Origin of the sequence: Streptomyces mesophilus, assembly GCF_011044995.1 — a bacterium.
Classification (GTDB): domain Bacteria; phylum Actinomycetota; class Actinomycetes; order Streptomycetales; family Streptomycetaceae; genus Streptomyces; species Streptomyces mesophilus.
In genome coordinates this window covers 1-4,232 of record NZ_JAAKZW010000384.1, presented here as the reverse complement: position 1 = coordinate 4,232, position 4,232 = coordinate 1, and the positions used below count along the sequence as shown (strand labels likewise).

Here is a 4,232-nt window from a genome sequence, read left to right as displayed (position 1 = left end):
GGGCCTGGGCTCGGTGGGGCGGGGCGGTACGGGGCTGTCCATCACTGCTGAAGCGTAGTCCTCCGGGCTGACAGCCGCCGATCCCGGCGCGGGGCGTCACCCGGGCCGTGTCGCCGGACGGTGCGGCGTTCGGCGGGCGCGCTGTCACTTCCTGATCGTTCGGATCGCGGTTGCGCTCGATTCCCTACAGCTCGAAGACCGCACTTCTCATGGCAAATGACGGCATTTGCATCGAGTGGTGACCGGATTCAACACCCTTCACTGCCGCGCCGGATGGGCTCCGCGCAGGTCAGCGGGGAGGCCGCGAAGGGCCGTGTGGGCGGGTTCACAGCACGACACGGTGGAGTGACCTCGTGGAGAGTCGTCGCGGCCCGCTCAAGAGTGCGGTACCGTCCAACGTCGTGAGCCTCGTACGTCGCTGTTCGCGCACCGCCTGCGGCCGTCCCGCCGTCGCGACGCTGACGTACGTCTATGCGGACTCGACCGCCGTGCTCGGTCCGCTCGCCACGTACGCGGAGCCGCACTGCTATGACCTGTGCGCCGAACACTCAGAGCGTTTGACCGCCCCCCGCGGCTGGGAAGTCGTCCGGCTCGCCGACGGCTCCGCCCCGCCCCGCCCGAGCGGCGATGATCTCGAAGCCCTCGCCAATGCCGTACGTGAGGCCGCCAGGCCCCAGGAGCGCGCGGCCGGGGACAACGGGGGGCGCTCCGGCGCCGACCCGATGGAGGTCGCGCGCCGAGGGCATCTGCGGGTGCTGCGGTCGCCGGAGTCCTGACCGGCTCCCAAGTGCCCGACGGGGATGTCCAGTTCCTGGTGACCGCCGTCGAGTCCGTGACCTGCCGGCCGGCCTGATCTCCGTAAGCGGCCGGCCTGATCTCCGTAAGCGGCCGGCCTGATCTCCGTAAGCGGTCCCGCGTATCCCCACACTTCCTTCAACTCCCTTCGCTGTACGGGCCATTGACTTGCCCTTGTCGTGGACACGACGCTTTTTACCGCGACCTGGGAGGCCCCTGTGTTCATCCAAGATCTGGAACCCGTCGCCGATTCGCTCGCGCTGTCCGCGCTGGTCGCGACGCTGCCCCTCGTCACCGTGCTCGTACTGCTCGGCGCGGTCCGTATGCGGGCCCATCGCGCCGGCCTGACCGGCCTCGCGGTCGCGGCGGCAGTGGCCTGGCTCGCGTACGGGATGCCGGTGGTGCAGACCGCGTCGGCGGCCGCCCAAGGTGTGCTCTTCGGCCTCTTCCCGATCATGTGGATCGTCGTCAACGCCCTGTGGGTGTACCGGATGACGGTCCGCACCCAGCACTTCGACATCCTGCGCCGCTCCTTCGGCAGGCTCTCCGACGACCCCCGGATCCAGGCGCTGGTCATCGCCTTCTGCTTCGGCGCGCTGCTCGAAGCGCTCGCCGGGTTCGGGGCGCCCGTGGCCATCAGCGCGGTGATGCTGGTGGCGCTCGGCTTTGAGCCCGTCAAGGCCGCCGTGGTCGCGCTCGTGGCCAACACCGCGCCGGTCGCCTTCGGCGCCATGGGCACCCCGGTCGTGACGCTCGCGCAGGTCACCGGCCTGCCGTTGGACAGCGTGGCCTCCGTCGTCGGACGGCAGACGCCGCTGCTCGCGCTCGTCGTGCCGCTCGTTCTCGTCTTCCTCGTGGACGGCAGGCGCGGGCTGCGCGAGACCTGGGTGCCCGCCCTGGTCTGCGGAGCCGCCTTCGCCGCGGCCCAGTTCGCGGCCTCCAATTACGTCTCCGCCCAGCTCGCCGACATCGGCGCCGCACTCGCGGGCGCGGCCGCGCTCATGGCGCTGCCCGGGGCGCGCAGGCCGGCCGCGGAACCGGTACGGGCGGCGGTCCTCACCGGCGTACGCAGCGAAGACCTGGACATCGAGGACCCGCGCCGTGAAGTGGTGCGGGCCTACGCTCCGTACGGCCTGATCGTCGCCGTGTTCTCGCTCGCGCAGATCCCGCCGGTGAAGGACTTCCTGGCCGGGGCGACCCAGGTGTTCGACTGGCCGCTGCTCGATGTGGAGGGCCCGGACGGTGAACCGGTCGGGGCCAACGTGTTCACGCTGCCGCTGGTCTCGACGGGCGGAACCCTCGTGCTGCTCGCGGGAGTTGGCACGGCCGCCATGATCGGGGTGCGCCCGCGGCCCGCCGTGCGGGAGTGGCTGGGCACGGTGTACGAGCTGCGGTTCGCGATCCTGACCGTGACCTCGGTGCTCGCGCTCGCCTATGTGATGAACCTGTCCGGTCAAGCCGCCGTGATCGGCCACTACGTGGCGGCGGCGGGCGCGGGGCTCGCCTTCCTCTCACCCGTCCTCGGCTGGTTCGGGGTAGCGGTTTCCGGATCCGATACGTCGGCGAACGCGCTGTTCGGCGCACTGCAGGTGACCGCGGCACGCCAGTCGGGTCTGTCGCCCGATCTCCTTGCGGCGGCGAACAGTTCGGGCGGTGTGCTCGGCAAGATGATCTCGCCGCAGAACCTGACGATCGCATGCGCGGCGGTCGGGCTCGCGGGCAAGGAAGGCGATCTGCTGCGCAAGGTGCTGCCGTGGAGCATCGGACTGCTCCTGGTGATGTGTCTGATCGTGGTGCTGCAGAGCACTGCGGTGCTGGGGTGGATGCTTCCGTGAGGAGTGCGTGCCGCGGGTGGTGGAGAGGAAGAGAGCCGACCGTAAATGGACTGCTGACCCTCACTTTCGGCCCGCGCGGAGAGTTATCCACAGGCCGGTACGGGGGCTTGCGGGCGCCAGGTAGTTTTGGGGCAATCGGCACTGAATTCCAGAGAGGCTTGGGCTGTGGTTGATCTGAGGCAGATCGTGAAGGCGTACGACGTTCGCGGCGTCGTGCCCGACCAGTGGGACGAGCAGCTCGCGGAGCTGTTCGGCGCCGCGTTCGCCCGGGTCACCGGTGCCGACGCGATCGTCGTCGGGCACGACATGCGCCCGTCGTCCCCCGGTCTCTCGCGCGCCTTCGCCCGCGGTGCGTCCGCGCTCGGCGTCGCGGTCACCGAGATCGGCCTCTGCTCGACCGACCAGCTGTACTTCGCCTCCGGTGACATGGATCTGCCGGGTGCGATGTTCACGGCCTCGCACAACCCGGCGCAGTACAACGGCATCAAGATGTGCCGCGCCGGTGCCGCCCCGATCGGCCAGGACACGGGCCTGACCGAGATCCGCGAGCTGGTCGAGCAGTGGGCCGAGTCCGGCGCCCCGGAGCCGGCCGCGGCCCCCGGCGAGATCACCGCGCGCGAGACGCTCACCGACTATGCGGCGTATCTGCTCCGCCTGGTCGACCTGACCTCGATCCGTCCGCTGAAGGTCGTGGTGGACGCGGGCAACGGGATGGGGGGCCACACCGTGCCCACCGTCTTCGAGGGTCTGCCGCTCGACCTGGTGCCCATGTACTTCGAGCTGGACGGCACCTTCCCCAACCACGAGGCCAACCCGCTGGACCCGGCCAACATCGTGGACCTGCAGAAGCGGGTGCAGGAGGAGGGCGCCGACCTCGGGCTCGCCTTCGACGGTGACGCCGACCGCTGCTTCGTCGTCGACGAGCGCGGCGAGCCGGTCTCCCCGTCCGCGATCACCGCGCTGGTCGCCGCACGTGAGCTGGCGAAGCACGGGGGCAAGGGCACGGTCATCCACAACCTGATCACCTCGTGGTCGGTCCCGGAGGTCGTCCGCGAGAACGGCGGGACGCCGGTCCGTACCCGCGTAGGCCACTCGTTCATCAAGCAGGAGATGGCCGAGACCGGGGCGATCTTCGGCGGCGAGCACTCGGCGCACTACTACTTCAAGGACTTCTGGAACGCGGACACCGGCATGCTCGCCGCGCTCCACGTCCTCGCCGCGCTCGGCGGACAGCAGGGCACGCTCTCCGACCTGGTGGCGCAGTACGACCGCTACACCGGCTCCGGCGAGATCAACTCCACGGTCGACGACCAGGCGGCCCGCGCGGCCGCGGTGAAGTCCGCGTACGAGGGCCGCGAGGGCCTCACCCTCGACGAGCTCGACGGCCTCACGGTCTCGTCCGCCGACTGGTGGTTCAACCTCCGCGCCTCCAACACGGAGCCTTTGCTCCGCCTGAACGTCGAGGCGCGCGACGCGGCCACGATGGAGCGGGTGCGGGATGAGGTGCTGGGGTTGGTGCGGGGCTGACGTCGGCTGGGCAACTCAGCCCCGCCGGCGCTTGAGGCGCCGGGGTCCGGGGGCGGAACCTGGTGGGGTGGTGAG

3 protein-coding genes are annotated in these 4,232 nt (G+C 70.5%); all 3 read left to right on the top strand.

Features of this window, described 5'->3' with window-relative positions; translation table 11 throughout:
- The first annotated feature begins 353 nt into the window (after nucleotides 1–353).
- The 3 genes from G6045_RS39580 (at nucleotide 354) to G6045_RS39570 (ending at nucleotide 4,157) form a co-directional block, all read left to right on the top strand.
- A complete protein-coding gene (locus tag G6045_RS39580) occupies nucleotides 354–776 on the top strand; it encodes a DUF3499 domain-containing protein (RefSeq protein WP_165337086.1) in 423 nt (140 codons plus the stop codon).
- Between the two features lie 237 nt (nucleotides 777–1,013).
- Nucleotides 1,014–2,630: an L-lactate permease gene (locus tag G6045_RS39575; RefSeq protein WP_165337085.1), complete on the top strand. Its 1,617-nt coding sequence runs from the start codon at nucleotides 1,014–1,016 to the stop codon at nucleotides 2,628–2,630.
- Nucleotides 2,631–2,795: 165 nt separating this feature from the next.
- The gene (locus G6045_RS39570) at nucleotides 2,796–4,157 is read left to right on the top strand and encodes a phosphomannomutase/phosphoglucomutase (RefSeq protein ID WP_165337084.1); all 1,362 of its coding nucleotides are present in this window, start codon (nucleotides 2,796–2,798) and stop codon (nucleotides 4,155–4,157) included.
- Nucleotides 4,158–4,232 lie beyond the last annotated feature (75 nt).